Raw genomic sequence first — 24775 nt, forward strand, 5'->3', positions numbered from 1 at the left:
CCGGCGCCCGGCCGCCGCGGCCCGGCCTCGGCGCCCCGCCCGGCGGCCTCCACCCCCAAGACCCGCGCGGCCCCCCCCCCCCCCCCCCCCCCCCCCCCCCCCCCACCACTGTTGTTTCCGGGGTGAGCAATGTCTCGGACCGGAATAGCGTCGTGGATCTCGATCGTTCGAGTGAGCAGTGGCGAAGACTGTGCACGCACTCGTGAGGAGAGAGATCCATGAAGTTGTTTTCCCCGTTGGCGCTCGGCGACCTGAAGCTCGACAACCGGTTGGTGATGGCTCCGCTCACGCGGGTGCGTTCCGGAAAGGACGGCGTGCCGGGCCCGCTGGTGGTCGAGCACTACAAGCAACGTGCATCCCTCGGTCTCATCGTCAGTGAAGGCACCTACCCGAGCCACGCGGGCCAGGGCTTCCCAGGTCAGCCCGGTCTGGTGACGGACGAGCAGATCGAGGGTTGGCGCAACGTCGCCGACGCGGTGCACGCCGACGGCGGACTGATCGTCGCTCAGGTGATGCATGCCGGTCGGGTGACCCACGAGGCGACGACGGGTGGCCACGAGGTCGTCGGACCCAGTGCCATTGCCATCGACGGCGAGACCCGCACGTACGAGGGCAAGAAGCCGTACCCCACCCCTCGTGCGCTACGTGAAGACGAATTGCCCTCGGTGATCGCAGATTTCGTGCAGGCGTCGAAGAATGCGATCGCGGCTGGGATGGACGGCGTCGAGGTCCACGGTGCCAACGGGTATTTGCTGCACGAGTTCCTCTCGCCCGCCTCCAATCAGCGCGAAGACGCGTACGGCGGCTCGCCCGAGAACCGGGCACGCTTCGTAGCCGAGGTGGTCGAAGCAGTGGCCGACGCGCTCGGAGCGGGCAAGGTGGGAATCCGCATCTCACCAGAGCACAACATCCAGGATGCGCTCGAGACGGATTCCGACGACGTGCGTGCCACCTACCGTGCCCTGGTCGAGCGGCTCGCACCGCTGGGGTTGGCCTATCTCAGCGTGCTGCACAAGGATCCGGCGGGCGAGCTCGTTCAGGATCTGCGGCAGGGATTCGGTGGCGCAGTACTCGTCAATAGTGGCTTCGGTGAGATCACCAGTCGTGACGAGGCACTCTCGCTGATGGAGGACGGTATCGGCGACGCCGTCGTCGTCGGGCGACCGGCGATCGCGAACCCGGACCTCGCCTACCGCTGGCGCGAGGATCTGCCGCTGAACGAGCCCGATCAGAGCACCTTCTACACCGAGGGTGCCAAGGGCTACACGGATTACCCGGCGTTGCAGCACTGACGAGTGCCTGCGGCAGTGGTGTGCTCAAGTGCCCTCTGGGGCACTTGAGCACACCACTGCGCGGAGCGCACTCAGAAGTCAGCGGTCTTGCGGGCGCGGACCTTGCTGACGATCGAGAACACCACAGCGATGATCATCAGTGCGTACAGCACGATGGTGATCGCGCTGCCGACCAAAATCGACGGATCGCCTTCGCTGACGGCCAGTGCGCGTCGGAGCGATTCCTCGGCGAGCGGGCCGAGGATCACCGCGATCAACACCGGTGCCAACGGAATGTCGTAACGGCGCATCATGAATCCGACGATGCCGAGCCCGAGCATGAAGATCAGATCCACGATCGAGGCACTCGATGCGTACACACCGAGGGCGGCGAACACCGAGATGCCGGCGTAGAGGTAGTTCTTCGGGATCTTGAGCAGCTGCGCCCACAACGGTGCGAACGGCAGGTTGAGGATCAGCAGCACGATCATCGCCACGAACAGGCTGGCCAGTAGGGCCCACACGATGTCGCCGCTGCGCTCGAACAGCAGTGGTCCGGGCTGCATGCCGTACTGCTGGAAGGCGGCCAACATGATGGCCGCCGTCGCCGACGTCGGCAGACCCAGAGCAAGCAGCGCGCCCATAGCCGTGCCGGCGGTGGAGTTTCCGGCCGCCTCCGGTCCGGCGACGCCGCGAATGGCACCCTTGCCGAACATCGGCTTCGCGCGCTTGCGATCGAGTCTGCGCTCGGTGCCGTAGGCCAGGAAGCTGGGTACTTCGGCACCGCCCGCGGGGATCACACCGAACGGCACACCGAATGCCGTGCCGCGCATCCAAGCCGGTAGTGCTTCGCGGAATTCGGCTTTGCTGAGCCAGGGGCGTCCCTCGGATTTGATCAGGGTCCGGTCCTCGGGCCGGCCGATCTTCGAAGCGATGTGGATGACCTCACCGAGAGCGAGCATCGCGACGGTGATGACCACGATGTGAATGCCGTCGAACAGGGCAGGAACCTCGAAGGTGAATCGCGAAGCGCCCGAGGGACCGTCGATACCGATCACGGCCAGGGTGAGGCCGATCAGCAGCGCGGTCAAACCTTTGAGGGCCGAGTCCGAGACCACGGCCGAGGTGGCGATGAACGCGAACACCGCGAGGGCCAGGTATTCGGCCGGACCGAAGTTGGTCGCCAACGACGCGAGAGTAGGAGCGAAGAACACCACCAGGGTCGTGGCAATGATGCCGCCGATGAACGCGCCGATGGCCGACGTGGCCAAAGCCTGTGGGGCCCGGCCGTTCTTGGCCATCCGGTGCCCCTCGAACGTCCCGGCGATTGCGGTGCTGTTGCCGGGAGTGTTCATCAGGATGCCGGAGATCGAATCACCGAACAGACCACCGAAATACACTCCGGCGAACATGATCAGCGCGGCGGTGGGGTCGAGGGTGAACGTGACGGGCAGCAACAGCGCCACCGCCATGGCAGAGCCGAGACCGGGTAGGACGCCGACGGCAGTACCGAGTAGCGCACCGACGAACACCCACACCAGGTTCATGGGAGTCAGCGCGGTGCCGAACCCGTCGATCAGATTGCTCAATGAATCCATCGTAGAGTCAGCTCCGTCAGAAAATCTGGGCGAGGACGCCGCCGGGCAGGGTCAGGCCGAGGCCCGCGGAGAATGCAATCTGAACCGCGCTCGAGACCAGTAGTGCGACGGCCGCGTCGAACACGTAACGGCGACCACCCAATCCGACCGAGACGCCCCAGAACAGCAGCGCTCCGGCGAGAACCCAGCCGAGCGGGTCGAGAAGGGCGATGAACACGGCCACCGATCCGACGGTGATCGACAGGGTGCGCCAGTTGCTGACGGTGCCGGTGTGCGGCACTCCGTCGGCGTCGACACCGCGGTCGACGACGTCGGGCTTGATCAACAGCTGAACGGTGACCAGCAGCGCGACGACGAAGCAGCCTCCTGCGACGATGGCCGGAAAGACCTGCGGGCCAGGTGATGTGGCGGTGGGTGGAACCTGCATCGTGACGGTTCCGTAGACCAGGAAGGCTCCGAGTGCGACGAGAAGCGCCGGAACGATCAGTCCACTGCGGCCCGTCCAGAACGACCGGGATGTGTCCGTGTCGGTAGTCGTCGTTGTCATACCAGCCCCAACTCCTCGAGAATTCCGGTGATACGTGTCTGCTCGACGTCGAGGAACTCTCCGAATTCGTCTCCGGTCAGAACCGATTCCTTCCAGCGGTTGCGTTCGACGGCCGTGGCCCACTGTTCGGTCTCGACCATCTCGGTGACGATATCGACGAGCGTTTGGCGGTCCTCGTCCGAGATTCCCGGGGGCGCAACGATTCCGCGCCAGTTGACGAGGTCGACGTTGTAACCCTGTTCGATGAACGTGTCCACGTCGAATCCCTCGAGCGGTTCGGGAGCGGCCACTGCGAGTGCACGCACGTTGCCTGCCTCTATCTGGTCGCGGAAGTCGTTGAACCCACTGACCGCGACGCCGACGGTGTTCGACAGCAGCGACGTCAGTACCTCGCCGCCGCCGGAGTAAGCGATGTAATTGATTGCGGCCGGGTCGATGTCGGCTTCCTGTGCCAACTGGCCCGCCACGATGTGGTCGATGCCGCCGAGTGAACCGCCGCCGATCGGAAGGCCTCCGGGGTTGGCGCGCCAGGCCTCGATCATGTCCTCGAGGTTCTGGATCGGCGAGTCCTTCGGGACGACGAACACTTCGAAGTCCTCGGCGAGTTTGGCGATCGGGACGGTGTCGGCAAGGGTGGTCTCGGAGTTGTTGATCGCGATACCGCCGAGCATGACGGTGCCGGTGATCATGACGGTGGTGGGCTGCCCACTGAGGTTCTCGAGTTGGCTCAGGCCGATGGTGCCGCCTGCACCGGGAACGTTGACGACCTGGGCGTTGTTGACGATGCCGTCGCTGCGCAGCGCCTGCTGCGATTCACGGGCGACGAGATCCCAGCCGCCGCCTGCGGCAGCAGGTGCGATCAGCGTCAGTTTGGCTCGGGCATCGGAGCCGCTGGCACTGCGAGCGGCATCGATTCCGGCGACGGTGACTGCTCCCACCACCACCAGGGCTCCGGCCGTTCGTAGCAGTGTGGGCGATATCGCCATCAGAGACCTTTCGTGTGGTGTGTCACAGCGTCAGGTTAGATACAGTTTGTCTGATTAGTCCAGTTCACAACTCTCCGAGGGTGATCCTCGGTGGATACGAGCAACGAGCAACGGGAGAGAACGTGTCGGTAGCGAGCGCAGTGGCAGTAGCGATGAGCAACACACCGGAGGGGCAGGAAGCGTTGCGCCGCGGTGCCGCCGAGGCCGAGCTGCGTCAGGCCCCGTTGATCGTGTTGTCCGTGGTGGACCGAGATTCGGTGTCCGCGGACGACCGCAGCTCAGCGCAGGCCGAGGTCGAGCGAACGCTGCCGGGGATCGCGACCACCGTGCGCGTCGAGCCCGACGGCGGCGACCCGGCCGGCGCTCTGGTCGACCTCGTCGCGGACGTCGGTGCGGCAATGGTCGTCATCGGTTCCAAGCGTCGTTCCGCGGTCGGCAAGTTCTTGATGGGCAGCACCGTGCAGCGAGTGCTGCTCGACTGCCCGGTCCCCGTCCTGGTCGTCAAAGCGCCCTGACCCGGTAGTATCGGACAAAGTTCACATCACACAACTCAGAGGAAACATGGACAGCGATAAACCCGGGCCGGACACGGCTCCCCGCACCACAGCTACTACGTGCGAGGCGGTGTCCGGCGAATGAGCGTTCTGCTCACTCTCTTGCTCGGCCTGCTCGTCGTTTTCCTCATCACCGTCGCGACCGGCTACTTCGTAGCTCAGGAATTTGCGTACATGACCGTCGACCGGTCCCGGCTCAAGGCTCGCGCCGAGGCCGGTGATGCCGTCGCAGCTCGCACATTGACCGTCACCAAGCGCACGTCGTTCATGCTGTCCGGTGCCCAGCTGGGCATCACGGTCACCGGTCTGCTCGTCGGCTACGTCGCCGAACCGCTGATCGGTCAGTCCTTCGGCGCGATACTGGGCGGCGTCGGAGTTCCGACGGCCGTCGGTGTCGGCCTGGGTGCCGTTCTGGCGATCACGTTCGCGACGTTCGTGCAGATGCTCTTCGGTGAACTGTTCCCGAAGAACTTCGCCATCGCCCGCCCCGAGCCGGTGGCTCGATGGCTCTCACTGTCGACAACCATCTACCTCAAGCTTTTCGGCTGGTTGATCACCATCTTCGACCAGTCGTCGAACCTGTTGCTCAAGGCGCTCAAGATCGAGCCGGTGCACGACGTGGAGCATTCGGCCAGCCTGCGCGACCTCGAGCATATCGTCTCGGACTCACGCGAGACAGGCGATCTGCCCGACGAGCTGTCTACGCTGCTCGACCGTATCCTCGACTTCCCTACTCGCACGGTCGAACACGCGATGATTCCGCGCTCGCGTTCGGCCACGGTTCGAGACACCGACACCCTCGCCGAGGTCGCGGCCCTGATGGGTCAGGAGCACTCTCGGTACCCGGTGCTCGACGAGGACGACGGCATCGTCGGCGTCGTGCATCTCGCGGACGTCCTGTCTGCGACGGTGCCGAGTTCCACACCGATCTCCGAGCTCACGCGTGACGCGCTGATCCTCCCGGAGATCCAGACTCTGCCCGATGCGATGCGCGAGTTGCGCTCGACGAAGAACCAATTGGCTTGTGTCATCGACGAATACGGCGGTCTGACCGGCGTCATCACGATCGAGGACCTGGCCGAGGAACTGGTCGGCGAGATCACCGACGAGCACGACGACGACCTGTCCGATCCGAGCCCGGTCAGTGCCGACGACGGCAGCTGGACCATGGCCGGTGAGGTGCACGTCGACGAGGTCGAACGCGCTATCGGTATCGATCTGCCCGAGGGCGATTACGAGACCATTGCCGGTTTTGCCATCGCGCACAACGGATCTCTCCCCGACGTCGGGGAACGGATCGAAGTGGACCTACCACCGGACAACGCCGATCTGGCGAACGACGAGGAGAGTCCCGTTCGCTTCGTGATTCTCGAGATCGAGGAGATCGACAGTCACGTCCCGTCCCTGCTGACCCTGACACTCGGCGAGCGTGACCCCGAGCACGACGACGAGTCGGCCGAGACGAAGGAAAGTGTGCACCGATGAGCAACATCTGGGTTTTCCTGGCCGTCACGATCGGCCTCATCGCTGCCAGCGCCTTCTTCGTGGCCGTCGAGTTCGCGCTGTTGGCCGCCAAGCGGCATCGGCTCGAAGACGCCGCTCCCAATTCACGCTCCGCGCGTGCAGCTCTGCGCAGCTCGTCCGAGCTGACAGTCCTGCTCGCCGGCTCGCAACTCGGCATCACCGTCTGCACCCTCGGCCTCGGTGCAACGACCAAACCGGCCGTGCACTACTGGCTCACACCGCTGTTCGAGAGCGGTGGCCTGCCGTACTGGTTCGCCGACGTCCTCGGTTTTGTGCTCGCGCTGATCATCGTCACCTTCCTGCACCTGGTGGTCGGTGAGATGGCTCCGAAGTCCTGGGCCATCGCCCATCCGGAGAAGTCCGCGACGATGCTCGCGATCCCGATGCGCGCGTTCATGTTTCTCACCCGTCCGGTGCTGACGGCGCTGAACAACATGGCGAACTGGTGCTTGCGGCGGGTCGGCGTCGAGCCGGCCGACACCGTGGGTACGGGCCAGAACGCGGACGATCTGCGTCAGCTGGTGGAGCATTCGGTGAACGTCGGTGCTCTGGACGCCAGCTACCAGGCGCAGATCTCGAGTGCGCTCGAACTGCAGGAACTGACCGTCGGCGACCTGGTGCGCCAGTTCGGCAAGCCCACGTCGGTACCGTCGACGGCGACCATCGACGACGTGCGCGAGGCCTCGCGTCGCTCGGGGCATCTGCGGATCCTGGTCAGTGACGCGGACGTGGTCAAGGGCGTGGTGCACGTGCGCGATACGTTGACCGCGCCGCAGACCCTCGCCGAGATCACGCGTCCGGCGTACACGCTGGAGGCGACGACGCCGGTTTACGTTGCCCTGCAGTCGATGCGCGAGACCCGGCATCACCTGGCACTGGTGGTCGACGGTTCGGCAGCGACCGACGATCCGGCGCGCAGCGTCGGCGTCGTGACACTGTCCGATGTGCTGACCCGGCTGTTGCCCCAACCCGTCTGAGTCGATTCCGGTTTCGAACGAGGCATCCCCGCCCGGCCTGCGTGGCCGAGCGGGGATGCCTTTGTCGTGTCCGGTCGTAGAACTCAGACTGGGGCGACAACCAGCAGGTGTGCCCAGTACGACGCGACGTCGTGGCCGAGTTGGGGGAGCAGAACGTCGTAGAGCAGGTAGGACATCATTGCCGTCGAACTCCTTGTTCAGCGTGCCGTTGCCGGCTCGCGTTCCGAGACTGTGGGTGACCGAGACTGTAGGTCATTGAGACTGTAGATCACGCGGCGTTCGATGACATGCATATCGCTCACTCGGCTCACCCCGTTCCGCGGAGCCCCCCCTGTGGCGCACGTCAGCCGATGCAGCCCTGCAGCGTGGTGAAGCTGCCGGCAATTCCGGCACCGTCGCACACCGCGCCGGTCGGGGTGAGGGTGATGGTGGAGCCTGGTGCTGCCACCGCGATGGAGAGCCCGAGGCCGGCTGCAGTGTTCTGTGCGACGGCACCGGGGCCGAAGGCGATCGCTGCAGGCGCACCACCGAAACTGCCGGTGCTGACCGCAGTTCCACCGTTCAGTCCGAGTGCCAGGGCTGCTGCGTTGTTCATTGCCTCGGCCGAACCCCACCCCTCGAGGCCGAGGCCGGCCGCCGCACTCGCGACGTCTGCGGAGCTGTCGCACTGCGATCCTCCGATGAGCGCAGCGATATCGGCCCCTCCGGGTGCGGTGGTGCAGGCGACCGGTGCTGCGGATGCAGTTCCGGGTACCAGTACCGCGAACGCACACGCGAATCCGAATGCTGCTGCTCCGCCGACAATCCTCTTGGTGTGGAACATGGTCGATGCCTCCCCAGATCAGTGCGTCGGCACCGGTGTGCCGAGCGTGTCGGTCGCCGGGCCGATGTCGCGCACGACCCCCACGTCCTGGCGTCGAGTCTCGACGGGTCCGAACGCGGCGCGGGTTCATCAGGATCTCGAAAACGTCTCGGTAAAGTAACGCTGCGATAACGCAATCGGGTGACGTCGTCGGTCCCTACGATGAGGCCATGATCGGACGGATGGACGAGGTCGTTTTCGACTGTGCGGAGCCGGCACTGCTGGCGAAATTCTGGGCCGGGGTGCTCGGCGGAGAGCCGAGGGTGCGCGACGACTCGTGGCATTTCGTCGACGTCCCCGAGTTCACTCGGCTGGCGTTTCAGCGAGTCCCGGAGGGCAAGTCGGGCAAGAACCGACTCCACCTCGACGTCGCTGTCTCGAATATCGACCATGCCGTCGGCCAGGCAGTGGCACTCGGCGCGAGGGTGCTCGGCGACCGACACTCCGATGCGGCGGGAACCTTTGAGGTTCTCCTCGACCCCGAGGGCAACGAGTGGTGCCTGGTGACGCCTCCAGCCTGAACCCAGCCGATCAGCGGGCGTCGTGTTCGGCGCGTGATTCGAGGACGGCAGGCATGTTGCCCTCGATGAGTTCGATGAGATCGCTCAATCGGGTACCGACATCGCGTCCCATCGGGGTGAGGCTGTACTCCACCTTCGGCGGGATGGTCCCCTGCACGGTGCGAACCACGAGCCCGTCTCGCTCGAGGGTCTGCAGGGTCTGCGAGAGCATCCGTTCGCTGACGCCGTCGACACGTCGGCGCAACGCGTTGAATCGGTAATCGCCCTCGGTGAGTGCAGCGAGCGCGAGCACACCCCACCTGCTGGTGGCGTTCTGCAATGTCTGCCTCGACGCACAGTCACGCGCGAAGACGGACGCTTCGAGTGATTCTGCTGGCTTTGGCATATCGCCATGCTAGCGCATGTGAAAAAGTGAGTGGTGACTTGAGAGGTTGCACTGTATGAAAAGTAAGTGCATACTGAGCGTGTACTTGAAACCTCAACCTCAGGAGTTCGATCATGACCACAGCGGTAACCGGAGCAACGGGCAACCTCGGCGGACTCGTCGTCGACGCACTCATCGAGCGTGGCGTCGCACCCGCCGACATCGTGGCGGTCGTCCGAAACGCAGACAAGGCCTCGCCGCTGGCCGAACGCGGCGTCGTGGTTCGGGTCGCCGACTACTCCGATTCCGCCGCGATGACGGCAGCTCTCGCGGGCGTCGACAAGCTGCTGCTCGTCTCGGGTTCCGAGGTAGGGCAGCGAATTGCGCAGCACACCAACGTGATCGAGGCAGCGGAGGCCGCCGGTGTGGGCCTCATCGCGTACACCAGCTTGCTCGCCGCCGACACGTCGGGAGTGAGCCTCGCGCCCGAGCACAAGGCCACCGAGGAACGCCTCGCCGCGTCCAGCATTCCCGCGGTATTCCTGCGCAACGGCTGGTACTGGGAGAACTACCTCGGCTCGCTCGCGCAGACCATCGAGGGCGGAGTGCTCCTCGGTGCGGCGGGTAACGGCAAGCTCGCCGCCGCGTCTCGCGTCGACTTCGCCGCCGCGGCCGCCGCCGTGCTGACACTCGACGATCAAGGCGGAAAGATCTACGAGCTCGGCGGCGGCGAACGCCTCACCTACGCCGAGCTCGCGGCCGTCATCAGCGAGATCTCCGGCACGTCGATCGTCTACACGGACGTCACCGAGTCCGAGTACGCCGCAATTCTCCAGGGCGCAGGACTGCCCGACTTCGTGGCAACCATGTTGGCCAGCGCGGACGCAGGAATCGCTCGCGGCGAGCTCGACACCCACTCCGGAGACCTGCAGGCCCTGATCGGTCGAGCATCCACCCCGGCCGCAGAAGTACTCCGCGCCGCAGTGTGACGGGCATCGGGGGCGGTACTTGTAGCGTGGGCGCGGTGAATCACTCCTACACCCGCACCGTGTTCCTGGCCGCCTCCGTCTCGCTCGTCCTGCTGACGGGTGCCTGCAGCTCGGACTCGGACACCTCGTCCCCGGCGACCTCCACGTCCTCGGCTTCTTCCGGCGCCGGTGCCCCGGCCGCCTCGAACACCTGCCCCACGGCGACACCCGACGCCGCAGCGACCCCCGCATGGACGCTGGACGGGGACTCCGGCAGCATCGCCGTCGTCGGGTCCACCGACGCAGCCGCGCCCTCGGTCACCGTCGACGCCCCGTTCAGCGTCGCCGAGACGCAGGTCGAGACTCTGACAGCGGGGGACGGGCCGGTCATCGCAGCCGACGCCGAGGTGTCGGTCTGCTACATGGGCGTCAACGGACGCACCGGGGAAACCTTCGACAGTAGCTTCGAGCGGGGCGCGCCCGTCGAGTTCCCACTCGACGGAGTCGTCGCGGGCTTCCAGAAGGCCATCGCCGGACAGACTGTCGGCTCGACCGTCGCCGTGGCGGTCACCTCGGCCGACGGATACGCGAGCGGCAATCCGGCGGCCGGAATCGAGCCGGGAGACAGCTTGATATTCGCGATCTCGATCCTGTCCGCGAGCTGAGTGCGCTCCGCGCAGTGGTGCGATTGAGTCCCCCCTGGGGCACTTGACCGCACCACTGCGGCTCCGCCGCATTTACACCGTCGAGAGCTGCTGAATCGTCGTCGCGCCGCCCGGGGTGGGCGTCGTGGTGATGAAGTTCGAGTCGTAACCCAGCGATTCGACGACGCTGCGGATCTCGCGGAACTGCTCGACGCTGACGTCGGGCGTGCGCTTGAGCACGAATCCGGACGTGCGGGTGGGGCTTCCGACGAACGCCCACGAGTAGTCGTCGGCGATGTAGGCCACGATGTAGTTGGTCGGCCCCTCCTGGCTCTCCTGCGTGGGGACGCCCGGGAAGCTCACGTGCAGTTGGGCATTCGTGGTGGTGTCGTTGACTCGGGCGTTGCCGACGATGCGGTTTTCCTGGCCTGTCCAGGTAGTGCAGGTGTTCTCGACGCGGATGTTGGATTCGTCGATCATCTGGTAGTTCGCCTGGGTGTCGCGGGCACAGATCAGGTTGAACGGCTGCGGCACCGCGGCAACCTGGTTCCAGGTGCCCAGGTAACGCTCGACGTCGAGTGTCGGGATCGGAGCCAGTGGCTCGAGGCCGACCGATCCCAGCGGGCCGACCGGCTGCGCCTGAGCCGGGGCCGCGGTCAGCAGTGCGCCTGCGGCGAGGGCACCGACAAGTGCGGTGCGGCCGAATGCGTTGCGGATCTTCATGTATTCGCTCCTTGAGTTGCGGTTGTGTTCTTGTTCGAGTCGATCCTGTTCGGCCACCAGATCCCCGGGCCGATGAGGGTGAACAGGGCGGGAATCACGACGGTCCGTACCACGAAGGTATCGAGCAGAATACCGAGTCCGACGATGATTCCGAGTTGGGTGAGGGTGATCAGCGGTAGGACGCCGAGCACGCAGAAGACGGCTGCCAGAACGATTCCCGCGCTGGTGATGACACCTCCGGTAGCCGATACGGCCCGCACGATGGCAGATCTGGTGCCGTGCCGAGGCGTCTCCTCGCGGGTGCGAGTGACCAGGAAGATGGTGTAGTCCACGCCGAGCGCGACCAGGAACAGGAATGCGAACAGCGGAGTGTTGTCGTCGAGGGCGGGGAATCCGAAGACGTGCAGGCTCACCCAGCTGCCGATCCCGATCGCGGCCACTGCGCTCAATACCGTTGTGGCAACCAAGATCACGGGTGCGACGAGGGCGCGCAGCAGTACCAGGAGCACGGCGAGCACGACCGCGAGGATCGCGGGAATGACCACGAGGCGATCGCGGGCCGCTGCGTCGGTGGTGTCGAGTGCTTTGGCGTCGCTGCCGCCTACCAGTGCGCGGTCCACGCCGGTGAGCGCGGCGCGGAGGTCCTGCACGACGGCGAACGACTCGTCGGATGCGGGGGCCGCATCGGTGACAACCGAGAGGCGGGTGAGACCGGTGTCGGAATCTGCGACGCGATCGACCGAGACGACTCCGTCGATGCCCTGGGCGGTGCTGATGACTCCGTCGATGTCTGCGGTGGGAGCAAGGACCGTCACCGGATCGGCGGATCCGGCCGGGAAGTGCTGGGAGAGAGTGTCGAAGCCCTCGACGGACTCGGCGGTGACGCGGAACTGCTCGGTTTGCGAGAGTCCGATCTGAGTCCCGAACAGTGCGGCGCAGCATGCCAGCAGCGCGACGATCGTGACCGAGGCCGTCGCCACGGGACGTCGGGCAACGCCTGCGGCGATCGAGTGCCAGACGCCTTCCGTGGTGGTGTCCCGGTCCGATTCCTTGGGAACGAAGGGCCAGAACAGCTTCGGACCGCACAGTTTCAGCAGAGGCGGCAGTACGAACAGGACGAACACTGCTGCGACGACGAGGCCGGCCGCGGCCAGCGCCCCCAGGCTGCGGGTGCTCGGCAGCATCGCGAGGAGCAAGGTCAGCAGTGCCAGCACGACGGTTGCGTTGCTGGCGAGGATGGCGGGCCCGGCCTGGCGAACAGCGCGGTGCAGGGCGAGGCGATGATCGGACTCGCGGCGCAGCTCCTCGCGGTATCGAGAGATCAGCAGCAGTGCGTAATTCGTGCCTGCACCGAACACCAGCACGCTGGTGATTCCGGAGGTCGAACCGTCGAAGGAGAGGCCGGTGGCCTGGGCCAGCGCGGTGCCGACGGTGGTGGCGAATCGGTCGGCGAAACCGATGACGATCAACGGTACCAACCACAGGATGGGTGATCGGTAGGTGACGATGAGGAGGACGGCCACCACCAGTGCGGTGACGGCGAGAAGCGTGAGGTTGGCACCGGAGAACGAGTTCGCGATGTCGGCACCGAAGGCGGGTCCGCCGGTGACCTGAGCATTCAGATCGGGTGAGAGGCCGTCGCTCGCAGCGGACCGCAGTTCGGTGATCAGTTCGTTGAGCGTGAAGCCCGACAGCTCGGCATCGATCTGGACCAGCGCAATGGCAGCTTTGCCGTCGGGTGCGACGATCGGGGGCGAGCCGGGCTCGTCCGGCACCGAGCGATCGACGCCGAGGAGCCTGCTCTGTGCGGCAGCTGCGCCCTCGATATCGGCCGGTGTCAGGTCGCCGCCATCGGCGCGGCTCAGAACCAGAATCACGGGTGCGGTATCGGAGTCCGGGAACTGGGCGAGGAGCTCGTCCACCTGGTAGGACTCGGCCGACGTCGGCAACGAGTTCGGCGATTGGTCGGCGGAATCGTTGCTGCCGACCAAGCCCATCACGGCGACCGCGAGGATGACGATGGCCGCCGCCAGAGCGCCGGATCTGCGCCCGGTGGCCGCAACCGCGACGCGGTCCCAGACGGTCTTGTTCTCGGTTCGAGTGCTGTCCACGGTGAAACAATCTCATTTACTTAGATATTAAGCAACTGAATCTCTTGCGGGCAGTAGTCTGACGTTGACCGCAGCGAAGGAGTCACCACCGACATGGCCGACCGAAACCACCTCGAATCCGCGATTTCCGCGGATCTACGAGCGCTGTCGTCGGTCTCCGAACAGATCGGCCAAGTATTCGGCGCTCTACACAGTCTGCGGCCCAACGACTTTCGTGCGCTTCTTCACGTCATGGTCGCCGATGTCGAGGGTGCGCCGCTGACGGCGGGGGAACTGGGCACGATGCTGGGGCTGTCGTCGGCGGCGATGACCTACCTCGTCGAGCGCATGATCACCTCCGGTCATATCCGCCGCGAATCCGACGCATCCGATCGACGCAAGGTCATTCTGCGATACGACGAGCACGGGATGGAGGTCGCTCGCGGGTTCTTCGGCCCCCTCGGCAGGCGCACGAGCACCGCGTTGGCCGACCTTCCCGACGCCGATCTCGCCGCCGCGCATCGGGTGTTCGAAGCGCTCATCGGAGCTATGCGAGAACACCATGCCGACCTGGGAAACAGTCGTCGCGCGTAGGGGCCGCGCCTGGGTGCGATGTTCGAACCGCTGGTAGGCGGCTTGCTCGAGCCGATGCTGGACTCTGAGCGTGCGAGTGCCGTAAGGTTGACCGCGGTTGAGCTAACAGCCGGTCACGGGGAAACGCAGCGAAGTCGGCGTCCGGGTCAGGCAACATTCTGCTCCCGCTGCGTCAATCGGTTTCCCCCTCAGTTCGACCGATCGATGGGATCTGCCATGAGTGTTGAATCTTCAGGCAACAAAGTTCGAACCACCCCGGTGACTGTCGCGGAGAAGTCCGTGTCCGTCGCAGCAACCGGAGCAATCTTCACCGCGCACGACGGCCCCGACGGCTCTCTCGTCGTCGCCGTCCACGGCGACATCGACATGCGCAGCGCGCCGATGTACTCCGATTTCGTCTGTAGCCGCGTGTCCAGCAAAAGGCATGTCACCCTCGATCTGTCCAATGTCGAATTCTTCGGCATCGCAGGTCTCACAGTCTTCGATGCAGTCCGTGACTACACGGCCGGCATCGGCGCATCTTGGTCGATCGTCGCAGGACGCTCGGTCTCACGTCTGATCCAGGTCGCCGACCTCGAGTCCACGATTCCGACGGCTCGTCCTTCGAACGACCGGTAGAACTCCGGCGATTATCGCCGCGACAAGAGGTGGGCAGCTCCAGTACCGGGGCTGCCCACTGTTCGTTCTGCGCCCAGCTTCCACAACGGACGACCCTGCTCGACGGCGTCGCCGAGGCTCAGGATCGTCCGAGAGTGTTTCAGCCCAGGCGAACTAGTCTTTCGTTCCTTCGGAGTCGCTGAAGAACGCCCACTCGCCGTCGTGCTCGACCTCGAGTCGCCACCCCAACTCCTCGTTGTCCGCTTTGCTGTCCTTGAACCAGGCGTGCGCATCCTCGGAACTGGAAATGTCCTTGGTCTCGACGACGGTTCCATGCGGATCGATAACTCTGTAATTAGCCATGCAACCAGGGTGCCCCGATGTCGCAGAACCTAATCCACGCGGCAACGCGGAGGGAAGTCGGCGGCCGACTCCTGGGATCCGCACACGCGCGCGCATTCGTCGAATGCACGCGAAATCGCCTCAGAAACGACGCGATTCTGCGCGCAGCTGGCAAACGCGCGCGCTTTCGCGGTGAGCGAGTTGTCGTGTGCCCGCTACGTACGCGAGAGCACCGACCGCGCGAAGAACATCAGGTTCGCCGGACGCTCGGCCAGTCTGCGCATGAAGTAGCCGTACCACTGCGACCCGTACGGGACGTACACGCGTACGTTGCGGCCGGCGCCCACTAGTCGGCGCTGCTCGGGATCGCGGATTCCGTACAGCATCTGGAACTCGAACTCCTCGGACGACCGTCCTGCAGCCGACGCCAACCTGTCCGCCGCCTCGATCATCTCCGGGTCGTGTGAGGCCACCATCGGGTAACCGCGACCGTCCATCAGTATCTTCAGGCACCGGAGGTACGAGTCGGACACCTCCCGCGCTCCCTGAAACGCCACCGACGACGGTTCGTTGTACGCACCTTTGCACAGTCGGATCCGAGATCGCGGCCCGGACAACTCACAGCAGTCCGCTTCGGTTCGCCTCAGGTAGGCCTGCAGCACCGTGCCCAGATCCGGAAAGTTCACGCGCAGTTCGCGAACGATCGACAGGGTCGAATCGGTGGTGGTGTGGTCCTCGGCATCCACCGTCACCCACACACCGGCCGCAGTGGCAGCAGCGCAGATCGTCCGTGCGTTCTCCAGCGCAAGGGTTCGATCGATTCCCTGGCCGAGCGCGGACAGCTTGAGCGAGATCTCCAGCGCTGTCGCATCGGCCTGTCGCGTCGAAAAGCGTTGTATCAGTGATAGATACGCGTCCACTGTTGCCCTCGCCTGGCCTCGGTCGGTGGTGTCCTCGCCGAGGTAGTCCACCGAGACGAAACGGCCCGACGCCAGCAGAGCGTCGACTGCGGCGACGGCAGCAGGCTCCGAATCCCCCGCAACGAAGCGGTCGACGAGGGATCGGGTGGCGCGTAGACGTGTCACCGTCGCCTGCAGTTTCGGTGAACGTGCTGCGGCCAGCAGTGCCGGACGCAGCGGATTGCTCAGCAGGGTGGTCATCGCGTGCCCTCGCCTTCCTGATGCGGGTAGCCGTGAGTGGTCGGCGGGACGAACGTTTCCTTCACGGTGCGAGCCGAGGTCCAGCGCAGCAGGTTCTGCGGTGACCCTGCCTTGTCGTTGGTGCCCGACGCGCGGGCTCCGCCGAACGGTTGCTGGCCCACCACCGCGCCGGTCGGCTTGTCGTTGACGTAGAAGTTGCCGGCCGCGAATCGCAATGCGGCATGGGCCTGTTCGACGGCAGTGCGGTCGGTGGCGATGACCGCTCCGGTCAATGCGTACTTCGATCCGGAGTCGACGGTGCGGAGAATGTCGGCATAGGCGTCGGGCTTGGCGTCGTCGTACACGTGCACGGCGAGGATGGGGCCGAAGTACTCGGTGGTGAAGGCCTCGTCGGTGGGGTCGTCGCCGAGCAGCACCGTGGGGGAGACGAAGTACCCCTCCGAGTCGTCGCACGTGCCGCCTGCAGAGATGGTGAGGCTGGGGACCGACTTGGCGCGATCGAGAGCAGCGGCGTTGCGGTCGAACGCCTTTCGGTCGATGACGGCTCCGCCGTAGTTGGACAGGTCGGTCACGTCACCGTACTTCAGCGCCGAGACCTGCTCGATGAACGTATCGCCCATCGAAGCCCACAGTGATTTCGGTACGAACGCCCGGGACGCTGCCGAGCACTTCTGTCCCTGAAAGTCGAACGCGCCGCGAATCATGGCTGTGGTCAACACATCCGGATCGGCGGAGCTGTGCGCGACGATGAAATCCTTACCGCCGGTCTCGCCCACGAGACGTGGGTACGAGTGGTAGTTCGAGATGTTGTTGCCCACCTCGCGCCACAGCGTCTGGAAGGTCGCCGTGGACCCGGTGAAATGGATTCCGGCCAGACGCGGATCGGCAAGGGCCACTTCGGACACCATCGGCCCGTCGCCGAGAACCAGGTTGATCACCCCCGGTGGCAGGCCAGCGGCTTCGAGCAACTGAAGCGTCAGATAGGCGGCCACGGCCTGGGTGGGTGAGGGCTTCCACAGCACGGTGTTGCCCATCAAGGCAGGCGCGGTGGGGAGGTTGCCTGCGATGGCGGTGAAGTTGAACGGGGTGATGGCGTAGACGAAGCCCTCCAGCGGACGGTATTCGACGCGATTCCACACTCCCGGTGCCGAGACCGGCTGCTCGGCGAGGATCTGCCGGGCGAACGTGACGTTGAACCGCCAGAAGTCGATCAGCTCGCAGGGTGCGTCGATCTCCGCCTGGTATGCCGACTTGGACTGTCCGAGCATCGTTGCAGCAGCGATTCTTTCGCGCCACGGACCGGAGAGCAGATCGGCGGCCCGCAGGAACACCGCGGCGCGCTCGTCGAAGGGGAGATCGCGCCACGCGGGGGCTGCTGCCGTCGCAGCGTCGATGGCGTCGTGCACATCCTGGTGGGTGGCACCGGTGAAGCTGCCGATGATCGACGAGTGCTTGTGCGGTTCGACGACGTTCTCGCGCGGGCCGTCGGCCTGTCGGTGAACTCCGCCGATGACCTGACTGATCTCCACGGGCGACGTCCGGAGCTCGCTCAGACGGCTGCGCAATCGGGCGCGTTCCGGGCTACCCGGGGCGTAGGTGTTGACCGGCTCGTTGGTGGGGGTGGGGACGGATGTGACGGCGTCCATGGCTGCTCCTCGTCTTCGGTGTGTGCTGCTCATTGAAGTCCGATCCGCACGTCGTTCAATCAGCCCGTCGGCCAAAGATTCCGTGTTTTACTTGTCCGTATGGCCAACACAGTGTCGCTGCGTTCGATGCTGACCTCGCTGCACAGCGCCGTCGTCGAACTCGTCCTCGCGCCGGCCGGAACGGACATGGCCGTCGAGTCCGTCGCGCTGCTCGATGCCGACGACCTGCGGCTGCCTCCGGGAACATCCTCCGATCTGACACTGCTCGTGGGCGTGACCGAGGCTGATGTGGTGCGGTGGTTCGACGATCTCGCGTTGCGCCCGGCCGCAGACCGACCGCTCGCGGTGCTGACCAAAGTGGCCGCTTCGACGGCGCTGTCCCACGGTGCGCGGGAGACAGGTATCGCATTGGTCGCGGTGCACCAGCAGACACGGTGGGAGCTGTTGCTGTCGATGATGCGCGGAGTTCTCGACCAGGTCCGTGCCCAGAGCCCCGACGACGGATTGTTCGGAGCCGACACCGACCTCTACGAACTCGCGCAGACGGTGGCGTTGCTGACGAAGGGCATGGTGAGCATCGAGGACGAGCGCTCACATGTGTTGGCCTACTCGGCATCCGACGACGCGGCCGACGAACTGCGGACCCTATCGATCCTCGGACGCGAAGGGCCGGCCGACTACCTGCGCAGACTGCACGAGCGAGGCGTGTTCGATCGACTCCGCCGCACCGACGACGTGATCGACGTACCGGCCGATACCGAACTGGGAATTCGCCGACGGCTCGCCGTCGGTATACGCCGAATATCAGGCAGCGCAACGACTCTCGGGACGATCTGGGTGCAGGAGGGTTCCGCCCCGCTCGCCGCCGACGCCGACGCGGTACTGCGTGGTGCCTCGGCCGTCGCGGCCCGACTGATCACCCGCATCGCGAACGCCCCGACCAACGAAGCTCTGCAGATTCAGCGACTGCTCGGGGCCAGGGGCGGCGGTGTCGACGTCCCGTCGCTGGCGTCGGCGCTGTCGATACCCACCTCGGGATCCGCGGCGGTCGTCGGATTCGCGGCCTGCGGAGAATTCGAGATCAGTGCATTGGCACCGTCCATCCGACTGCATGCCAGCGCTTTTCGGCGAGACTCGTTGGTCACCACCATCGGTGAGAGAATCTACGCGCTCTTTCCCGGGGTGGCGTCGGGCACGGGGATCGCGGCGTGGACCGCCGATGCCGTCGGGCGGATCGAGACGCGTACCTCGCTGGCACTGCGCGCCGCGGTCGCCGCACCGATTGCCGATCTCGACGGGGTGGCCGTCGCCAGATTCGAGGTGGACCGGGTGCTCGACGGCACCACCGGCGAGGTGCGGGTCACGACGCTCGAGGAGTCGAGAACCTCGGTGTTGCTGGGCGAAATCCTGGAACTGATCACCAATCACGAGCAGCTGCGAGACCCTCGCATCGCCGCCCTCGACCGATACGACGCCACCAACGACTCCAGAATGCGCGAGAGTCTCGAGTCCTACCTGGCGTGCTTCGGTGACGTTCGGGCTGCCGCCGGGCGACTGCACATTCACCCGAACACCCTGCGCTACCGCATTCGCCGCGTCGAGCAGATTCTCGATCTCGATCTCACCGAGTCCGACGCACGTCTCCTCGTCGAGATCCAACTGCGCATGTGAGGGTCAGGTGCGCGGCGGACCGGTGCTGGACCTGATCACCAGGCTCGGTTCGATGCTCGAACGCCTGGTGCTTCGGTTTCCGGTGTCGATCTGGTCGAGCAGAATTTCGACGCTTCGTACGCCGACGTCGGTGAATTCCTGGCGGATGGTGGTCAGGGGCGGCGAGAAGAATTCCGCGTCGGGAACATCGTCGAAGCCGACCACGCTGACGTCCTCCGGTACTCGCCTGCCGTGGACGTCCAGTGCGCGTAGCACCCCGAGTGCCATGGAGTCGTTGCCTGCGAACACTGCGGTCACGTCGGCGTTCCCGGCCAGTTCACTGCCGGCCCGGAATCCCGATTTCGCGGTCCAGTCGCCGCTGAGAGTGGCGGGTGGTTCTATGCCGGCATCCTCATGGGCCATCCGCCATCCGGTGACGCGGTCGCCGGCCTCGTACCACCCCAGCGGGCCGGCAACGTGCCACACCGCGCTGTGTCCGAGCGAGAGCAAGTGTGCGGTTGCGGCCCTGGCTCCGGCGATCTGGTCCACCGAGACCACGGCCAGATCACCGGCAGGCGAACCCTCGACGGCGACCAGTGGCAGCTCCCCGGCCAGATCGGCGATGTCGCCGCCGTCGGTTCGCAGTGGCGCGATGACGACGACGCCGTCGACACCTTGCTTCTGCAACCGGCGCACACAGGTGATGATGGCCGACTCGTCGAACGAGGTGGGGACACCGACCACCACGGAGTAGCCGGCGTGACGGGCTGCGTATTCGACGCTGTAGAGCGTCGACACCGGACCGTAGAGAGCGTTTCCGGTTCCCACGATTCCGATGGTCTTGCTGCGGCCGGTGACCAGAGCGCGAGCAGCAGTGTTCGGCCGGTAACCGAGTTCCGAGATCGCTCGAGCCACTTTGCTTCTCGTCGCTTCGGTCACGTTGGGATGATCGTTGATGACGCGGGAGACGGTCTGATGGGACACGCCTGCGAGCCGGGCGACATCGGTCATGGCGGGTCCGCGAGTCGGTGTCATCTTGTCCGAGCCTCCCTTCCTGGTCGGAGACAATCACAGCATGCCCGGGCCTGCGGTGCCCGCGACTGTGTGGTTTACGTGGGTGTGGTCACCGCCGAACCGGTCGTGGTGGGCGCAGGCTTGCCGGGCTCGGCACCGGAGAACATCTCGGCCGGCACGGGCACCCCCAGATAGCTGCTCGGAGGCGCGGCTTCGTCGCCCTTGTTGCCCTTACCGCTTGCTGCTCGGCGCTTGGTCCAGATGTCGAACGCCACCGCGGCGAGGAGTACCAGGCCCTTGACCAGCTGAACGCGTTCGCTGGGCGAACCGATGAGCGACATCCCGCTGTTGATCACGGCGATGATGAGCCCACCGGTGAGCGCGCCGACGATACGGCCTACGCCGCCCTGCACCGCTGCGCCGCCGATGAAGGCCGCTGCGATCGCATCGAGCTCGAAGCCGTTTCCCGCGGTGGGTCCGGCCTGATTGAGGCGGCCGGCGAAGATGATTCCGGCGAGTGCGGACAGCACGCCCATGTTCACGAAGATCCAGAAGGTGACCGGCTTGACCTTGATGCCGGACAGCGACGCAGCGTGGATGTTTCCACCGATGGCGTACACGTGCCGACCGAACACCGTCCGGCCTGCCAGCGTGGAATAGCCCATCACCAGTACGGCGAGAAGGATCAGCACGTACGGCAGGTTCTTGAAGCGCGCCAGCTGGACGGCGATGGCGAGAACCAGTCCGCCGGCCAGAATCATCTTGGTCAGAAACAGTGGCACCGCGTCGACGGTCTGCCCGTACTTCTGCCGTCCTGTCCGAGAACGCCACTGGCTGAAAATGATTCCGGCAACGGCAAGAACGGCGACGAGCAAGGTGAAGATGTCCGCACCACCGAGCGGCCCGAGCCCCACATTTCCCATGAAGCCGGGGAGGAAGCCGTTCGCGAGGGTTCGTACGGGTCCGGGGAACGGTCCGATGCCCTGGTTACCGAGAACGATGAGGGTGACTGCGCGGAAGATGAGCATGCCTGCCAGGGTCACGATGAACGCCGGAATGCCGAAGTACGCAACCCAATAACCCTGCCAGGCTCCGATCAGACCGCCGATGATCAGCGTGATGAGCACTGCGAGCGGCCACGGCACGTTCTGCTGGACCATGAGGACACCGGAGATCGCTCCGGTTGCCGCGACGACCGATCCGACGGACAGGTCGATGTGGCCCGCGATGATGATCACGACCATGCCGATGGCCAGGATGAGAATGTACGAGTTCTGCACCACCATGTTGCTGATGTTCTGCGGGACCAGGAGTTGACCGCCGGTGAGAACGGTGAACAGCAGGATGATCAACGCGAACGCGATGAAGATCCCGCTCTGGCGGAGGTTTCGCGTGAGCAGCCCCCGGACGGTGATGAGCTGATTCATCGAAGTACTCCTGTTCCACGGGTCATGAGGTGCATGAGGGATTCCTGTGTCGCGTCCTCGCGGGTCACCTCACCGGTGATCCGGCCTGCGGACAGCGCGTAGATCCGGTCGCACAGCCCGAGCAGTTCCGGTAGCTCGGAGGAGATCACCAGAACTGCCTTGCCCGCGTCGGCGAGACCGTTGATGATCGAATAGATTTCGAACTTTGCGCCGACGTCGATTCCTCGTGTCGGTTCGTCGAGAATGAGCACATCGGGATCACTGAAGATCCACTTGCTCAGCACGACTTTCTGCTGATTGCCGCCGGAGAGCTTGCCGACCACGGCGGAGACGTTCGGTGCCTTGATGTTCATGCTCTTGCGGAAGCCTTCGGCGACCTTGTATTCCTGGTTGTCGTCGACGAAGCCGCCGGTCACCAGTTTGTCGAGCGCCGCAGTGGAGATGTTGCGCTTGATGTCGTCGATCAGGTTGAGACCGTAGCGCTTTCGGTCCTCGGTCGCATACGCGATCCCGTGATGGATGGCGTCGCTGACGGACTTGACGTGAATTTCCCTGCCGTACTTGTACAGACGCCCCGAGATGTCGATGCCGTAACTGCGTCCGAAGACACTCATGGCCAACTCGGTTCGTCCGGCACCCATCAACCCTGCCAGGCCGACGATCTCACCGCGGCGCAGCGTCAGATTCGCCCCGTCGACGACGGTCCGGCCGTGCTGGGTGGGGCTGTGCACGGTCCAGTTCTCGATGCGCAGAACTTCCTCTCCCACAGTGGATTCGTGGGGCGGGAACCGGTGCTCGAGATCGCGGCCGACCATCAGCGAGATGATGCGATCCTCGGTGACCTCCGAGTTGCGCATGTCCAACGTTTCGATGGTTCGGCCGTCGCGAATGATCGTCGTCCGGTCTGCGATGGCCGCGATCTCGTTGAGCTTGTGCGAGATGATCACGCACGTGATTCCCTCGTCTCGCAGACCGCGTAGCAGGTCGAGGAGATGAGACGAGTCCGAATCGTTCAGTGCCGCAGTCGGTTCGTCGAGGATCAGCAGCGTCACGTCTTTCGACAGTGCCTTCGCGATCTCGACGAGTTGCTGCTTGCCGACGCCGAGATCGCCCACGACGGAGACCGGGTTCTCCCGCAGCCCTACCCGGTTCAGTAGGGCTGCGGCCTCGGAGTTGGTGCGGTTCCAGTCGATGAACCCGTGCCTGGACCGCTCGTTGCCGAGAAAGATGTTCTCGGCGATGGACAGATGCGGACTCAGCGCGAGTTCCTGGTGAATGATGACGATGCCCTTGGATTCGCTACTCCTGATATCGGAGAACGCACACGGCTGACCGTCGAACACGATCTCGCCGTCGAAGGTTCCGTGCGGATACACACCCGACAGCACCTTCATGAGAGTCGACTTTCCCGCGCCGTTCTCACCGCAGATCGCGTGAATCTCGCCGCGCTCCACCGTGAGCGTGACGTTCTGGAGAGCCTTCACGCCCGGAAACGTCTTGGTGATGCCGTGCATCTCCAGAATCTGGCTCGTCATCGCAGAACTCACTTCAATTGATCGTCGGTGTAGTAGCCGCCCTCGACCAGCAGCTGCTCGTAGTTGCCCTTGTTGACGATCTCGGGCTGCAGCAGGTACGCGGGAACGACCTTCTCGCCGTTGTCGTAGTCCGTCGTGTTGTTCGTCTCCGGCGTCTGACCGTCGAGCATGGCCTGAGCCATCGCGATCGTGACCGCGGCCAATTCCCGGGTGTCCTTGTAGATCGTGGAGTACTGCTCATCGGCGATGATGGACTTCACCGACGGCACTTCGGCGTCCTGACCGGTGACGATGGGGTACGGCTGACCGGCCGTCCCGTAGCCGTTGCTCTTGAGAGCGGAGAGGATTCCGATCGACAGGCCGTCGTACGGCGAGAGCACGCCCTGAACCTTCTGGCCCGAGGAGTACGTCTTGGTGAGCAGATCCTCCATGCGCTTCTGCGCGGTGGCCGGGTCCCAGCGCAGTGTTGCGGCGGTCTCGAAATCGGACTCGCCACTGCCGATCTTCAGGGTTCCGTCGTCCAGGTACGGCTTCAGGGTTTCCATGGCACCGTCGAAGAAGAACGTGGCGTTGTTGTCGTCGGGGGAACCGCCGAAGACCTCGATGTTCAGCGGGCCTGCAGGCGCGTCGGCCTTGTCGGAGCCGTCCTCGTTCTTCAGGCCGAGACCGACGAGAAGCGACGTGGCCTGGTCGACGCCGACCTTGTAGTTGTCGAACGTCGCGTAGTAGTCGACGTTGGGGGAGTTGCGAATGAGGCGGTCGTACGCGATGACGCCGATGCCGTTGTCCTTGGCTTCCTGCAACTGCGTGGTGATGGCCGTGCCGTCCACCGAGGCCACGATGAGAAGCTTTGCGCCCTGGGTGATCTGGTTCTCGATCTGGTTGACCTGGGTGGGAATGTCGTTCTCGGCGTACTGAAGATCGACTTTGTAGCCCTGGCCCTCGAGCGCGCTCTTGAGGTTGTCGCCGTCGGCGATCCATCGAGCCGAGGACTTCGTCGGCATCGTCACGCCGATCAGCGCGCCTGCCGTGCTCCCTGCGTCGGCCGGCTCGACGTCTGCAGTCTTGGTGCTCGATCCGCATGCGGTGATCGTGATGGCCAGTGCCACCGCGGCCGCGGCCATGGGTAGATGTCGAAACTTCATCGTTTCTCCCTGCTCGGTGAAATCAGATCTCGAAAG

General features: G+C 64.9%; 24 protein-coding genes. 10 read left to right on the forward strand and 14 right to left on the reverse strand.

The window, feature by feature from the left end:
- Positions 1-218 precede the first annotated feature (218 nt).
- Complete coding sequence (locus tag R4P57_RS14055) at positions 219-1292, forward strand: alkene reductase (protein WP_317803440.1); 1074 nt, start codon at positions 219-221, stop codon at positions 1290-1292.
- A gap of 71 nt (positions 1293-1363) precedes the next feature.
- Here R4P57_RS14055 and R4P57_RS14060 read toward each other — a convergent pair whose 3' ends face one another.
- The 3 genes from R4P57_RS14060 to R4P57_RS14070 are packed head-to-tail and all read right to left on the reverse strand — an operon-like array spanning position 1364 to position 4402.
- Entirely contained in the window at positions 1364-2869 is a 1506-nt protein-coding gene (locus tag R4P57_RS14060; RefSeq protein ID WP_317803441.1) for a tripartite tricarboxylate transporter permease, read from the reverse strand.
- A gap of 16 nt (positions 2870-2885) precedes the next feature.
- A complete protein-coding gene (locus R4P57_RS14065) occupies positions 2886-3416 on the reverse strand; it encodes a tripartite tricarboxylate transporter TctB family protein (protein WP_317803442.1) in 531 nt (176 codons plus the stop codon).
- Complete coding sequence (locus R4P57_RS14070; protein WP_037194470.1) at positions 3413-4402, reverse strand: Bug family tripartite tricarboxylate transporter substrate binding protein; 990 nt, start codon at positions 4400-4402, stop codon at positions 3413-3415. The genes R4P57_RS14065 and R4P57_RS14070 overlap by 4 nt, the downstream gene beginning before the upstream one ends.
- Before the next feature lie 80 nt (positions 4403-4482).
- On the opposite strand from R4P57_RS14070, the gene R4P57_RS14075 reads away from it, so the two are divergent.
- The 3 genes from R4P57_RS14075 to R4P57_RS14085 all read left to right on the forward strand — a co-directional run bounded on the left by R4P57_RS14075 (position 4483) and on the right by R4P57_RS14085 (position 7457).
- Entirely contained in the window at positions 4483-4917 is a 435-nt protein-coding gene (locus R4P57_RS14075; RefSeq protein WP_317803443.1) for a universal stress protein, read from the forward strand.
- 120 nt (positions 4918-5037) lie between these two features.
- Positions 5038-6441 (forward strand): hemolysin family protein, encoded by a 1404-nt coding sequence (locus R4P57_RS14080; RefSeq protein WP_317803444.1) that lies wholly within the window; start codon positions 5038-5040, stop codon positions 6439-6441.
- Positions 6438-7457, forward strand: a complete 1020-nt coding sequence (locus R4P57_RS14085) for a hemolysin family protein (protein ID WP_317803445.1) — start codon at positions 6438-6440, stop codon at positions 7455-7457. The genes R4P57_RS14080 and R4P57_RS14085 overlap by 4 nt, the downstream gene beginning before the upstream one ends.
- Positions 7458-7800: 343 nt before the next feature.
- Here the strand turns inward: R4P57_RS14085 and R4P57_RS14090 are convergent, their stop codons facing one another.
- Positions 7801-8280: a DUF6764 family protein gene (locus R4P57_RS14090; protein WP_317803446.1), complete on the reverse strand. Its 480-nt coding sequence runs from the start codon at positions 8278-8280 to the stop codon at positions 7801-7803.
- 209 nt (positions 8281-8489) lie between these two features.
- Between R4P57_RS14090 and R4P57_RS14095 the strand changes: the two genes are divergently transcribed.
- Complete coding sequence (locus R4P57_RS14095) at positions 8490-8840, forward strand: VOC family protein (RefSeq protein ID WP_317803447.1); 351 nt, start codon at positions 8490-8492, stop codon at positions 8838-8840.
- 10 nt (positions 8841-8850) lie between these two features.
- Here R4P57_RS14095 and R4P57_RS14100 read toward each other — a convergent pair whose 3' ends face one another.
- On the reverse strand, positions 8851-9225 hold the full coding sequence (locus R4P57_RS14100) for a helix-turn-helix domain-containing protein (protein ID WP_317803448.1): 375 nt from the start codon (positions 9223-9225) through the stop codon (positions 8851-8853).
- Between the two features lie 113 nt (positions 9226-9338).
- Between R4P57_RS14100 and R4P57_RS14105 the strand changes: the two genes are divergently transcribed.
- Complete coding sequence (locus R4P57_RS14105) at positions 9339-10193, forward strand: SDR family oxidoreductase (protein ID WP_317803449.1); 855 nt, start codon at positions 9339-9341, stop codon at positions 10191-10193.
- 26 nt (positions 10194-10219) lie between these two features.
- Positions 10220-10837: an FKBP-type peptidyl-prolyl cis-trans isomerase gene (locus tag R4P57_RS14110; RefSeq protein WP_317803450.1), complete on the forward strand. Its 618-nt coding sequence runs from the start codon at positions 10220-10222 to the stop codon at positions 10835-10837.
- A 72-nt stretch (positions 10838-10909) separates the two neighbouring features.
- Here R4P57_RS14110 and R4P57_RS14115 read toward each other — a convergent pair whose 3' ends face one another.
- Both R4P57_RS14115 and R4P57_RS14120 read right to left on the reverse strand, forming a co-directional pair.
- On the reverse strand, positions 10910-11539 hold the full coding sequence (locus tag R4P57_RS14115; RefSeq protein WP_317803451.1) for a lipocalin family protein: 630 nt from the start codon (positions 11537-11539) through the stop codon (positions 10910-10912).
- Complete coding sequence (locus tag R4P57_RS14120; protein ID WP_317803654.1) at positions 11536-13536, reverse strand: MMPL family transporter; 2001 nt, start codon at positions 13534-13536, stop codon at positions 11536-11538. Before R4P57_RS14120 ends, R4P57_RS14115 begins: the two co-directional genes overlap by 4 nt.
- 207 nt (positions 13537-13743) lie before the next feature.
- Here R4P57_RS14120 and R4P57_RS14125 point away from each other — a divergent pair, with 207 nt between their 5' ends.
- Positions 13744-14223, forward strand: a complete 480-nt coding sequence (locus R4P57_RS14125) for a MarR family winged helix-turn-helix transcriptional regulator (RefSeq protein WP_317803452.1) — start codon at positions 13744-13746, stop codon at positions 14221-14223.
- Positions 14224-14439: 216 nt separating this feature from the next.
- A complete protein-coding gene (locus R4P57_RS14130; protein WP_317803453.1) occupies positions 14440-14841 on the forward strand; it encodes an STAS domain-containing protein in 402 nt (133 codons plus the stop codon).
- Between the two features lie 153 nt (positions 14842-14994).
- Here R4P57_RS14130 and R4P57_RS14135 read toward each other — a convergent pair whose 3' ends face one another.
- The 3 genes from R4P57_RS14135 to pruA all read right to left on the reverse strand — a co-directional run bounded on the left by R4P57_RS14135 (position 14995) and on the right by pruA (position 17968).
- A complete protein-coding gene (locus R4P57_RS14135; protein WP_317803454.1) occupies positions 14995-15183 on the reverse strand; it encodes a hypothetical protein in 189 nt (62 codons plus the stop codon).
- Positions 15184-15377: 194 nt separating this feature from the next.
- The gene (locus R4P57_RS14140; protein ID WP_317803455.1) at positions 15378-16322 is read right to left on the reverse strand and encodes a proline dehydrogenase family protein; all 945 of its coding nucleotides are present in this window, start codon (positions 16320-16322) and stop codon (positions 15378-15380) included.
- The gene (pruA, locus tag R4P57_RS14145; RefSeq protein WP_317803456.1) at positions 16319-17968 is read right to left on the reverse strand and encodes an L-glutamate gamma-semialdehyde dehydrogenase; all 1650 of its coding nucleotides are present in this window, start codon (positions 17966-17968) and stop codon (positions 16319-16321) included. The genes R4P57_RS14140 and pruA overlap by 4 nt, the downstream gene beginning before the upstream one ends.
- A 99-nt stretch (positions 17969-18067) precedes the next feature.
- Here pruA and R4P57_RS14150 point away from each other — a divergent pair, with 99 nt between their 5' ends.
- Positions 18068-19639, forward strand: a complete 1572-nt coding sequence (locus R4P57_RS14150; protein ID WP_317803457.1) for a helix-turn-helix domain-containing protein — start codon at positions 18068-18070, stop codon at positions 19637-19639.
- 3 nt (positions 19640-19642) lie between these two features.
- Here the strand turns inward: R4P57_RS14150 and R4P57_RS14155 are convergent, their stop codons facing one another.
- The 4 genes from R4P57_RS14155 to chvE all read right to left on the reverse strand — a co-directional run bounded on the left by R4P57_RS14155 (position 19643) and on the right by chvE (position 24739).
- Positions 19643-20653 (reverse strand): LacI family DNA-binding transcriptional regulator, encoded by a 1011-nt coding sequence (locus tag R4P57_RS14155; RefSeq protein WP_317803458.1) that lies wholly within the window; start codon positions 20651-20653, stop codon positions 19643-19645.
- 74 nt (positions 20654-20727) lie between these two features.
- Entirely contained in the window at positions 20728-22059 is a 1332-nt protein-coding gene (gene mmsB, locus R4P57_RS14160) for a multiple monosaccharide ABC transporter permease (RefSeq protein ID WP_317803459.1), read from the reverse strand.
- Positions 22056-23594, reverse strand: a complete 1539-nt coding sequence (gene mmsA, locus R4P57_RS14165; protein WP_317803460.1) for a multiple monosaccharide ABC transporter ATP-binding protein — start codon at positions 23592-23594, stop codon at positions 22056-22058. Before mmsA ends, mmsB begins: the two co-directional genes overlap by 4 nt.
- An 8-nt stretch (positions 23595-23602) precedes the next feature.
- Complete coding sequence (gene chvE / locus R4P57_RS14170; RefSeq protein WP_317803461.1) at positions 23603-24739, reverse strand: multiple monosaccharide ABC transporter substrate-binding protein; 1137 nt, start codon at positions 24737-24739, stop codon at positions 23603-23605.
- Positions 24740-24775 lie beyond the last annotated feature (36 nt).

This window comes from Rhodococcus sp. IEGM 1330 (assembly GCF_033142445.1).
GTDB lineage: Bacteria > Actinomycetota > Actinomycetes > Mycobacteriales > Mycobacteriaceae > Rhodococcoides.